A 1,087-nucleotide genomic window follows, 5' to 3' on the forward strand; every position below is an offset into this window, starting at 1 on the left:
GTTGTTGCAGATGAAGTGCGCACGCTTTCAGTTCAAACAGATGATTTTAATGACAAGATCAGCGCTAAACTGGCAGAAACCGAAACCATGTTCAAAGAGTCTGTTGAGTGTCTGGATATTGCTGCCCAAGCCGACCTATCCAACACCCACCAAGCAAAGGAGACATTGCTAAGCTTATGGGAGCATTTGCAACCTGAGGACCCAGAAAATAATCCCAACCTGCCCTTGATCGCCTCTCTCAAAGAGGAAATAGAGCAGTTATATAACATTTCAAATACCGAGAAACTGTCCAGCGATGCAATTCAACAGAAAGCATACAAAGTTTATCAGGATTCGCAGCACTTCAAGGACTTCTTCGGTCCTATATTGAGTGATTTCAAGCAGCTATATAGCTGTAAAGACGAAGACCAGCAAGAAATTCTCCGACGCGCACTCTCTAAGCGAGTAAATAAAATCCCCTAAGTCTTACTTTTACTGGTACAGACAAGACAAAGCTATTACGTAATGTTAATATCACTTTCACACAAAGTTACAATTCTTTAGTTAGAATTTTAACTATCGGATAAGGATTTCAGGATCTTGGCTCATACATACCTATAAGATATAGAGATTAGCAGCGTTACTCTATTAATAACTGCACATTACGCAGAAGCCCGTTTTAGATTCTTTACGTTTATTCCAACTGTTGAAATCGCGCATACCACTATACATTTGCGGTTTTTAGCCCTTTCTTGCGTCATTTTATAGGAAGGGGCGAGTTGTTGAATTATGCCTGTCCATAATGAATATTTCGAATGTACAACTATGAAAGCAAAAGATACAAGTCAAATAGCACTCTCCAAACTATGTACACTGCTAATGTGTTTGTTCTTAAGTGGCTGCGAATTTTTTGATAGCGACCGGCAAGATAACAATGTTGATGGACGTGCTGTTAAAGGCGTCATCAGCAACGGCATAATCAGCGCATACCGAGCCGAAGATAATAGCCTGATCACACAAACACGCAGCGACTCATCCGGCTATTTTTCACTAGACTTAAACGAACTTGAAGATGGCACGCTCGTTCTACTCTCACTAAGCGTAGATA

At 40.8% G+C, this 1,087-nt stretch carries 2 protein-coding genes; both read left to right on the plus strand.

What is annotated here, in order from left to right:
* The coding region (locus A3761_RS26780; RefSeq protein ID WP_197472778.1) for a hypothetical protein at positions 1-462 on the plus strand (462 nt) is incomplete at its 5' end.
* 342 nt (positions 463-804) lie between these two features.
* Positions 805-1,087 (plus strand): hypothetical protein (locus A3761_RS03215; RefSeq protein WP_156491550.1); only part of this gene is annotated, 283 nt, incomplete at its 3' end.

It is taken from the genome of Oleiphilus sp. HI0123, assembly GCF_001635315.1.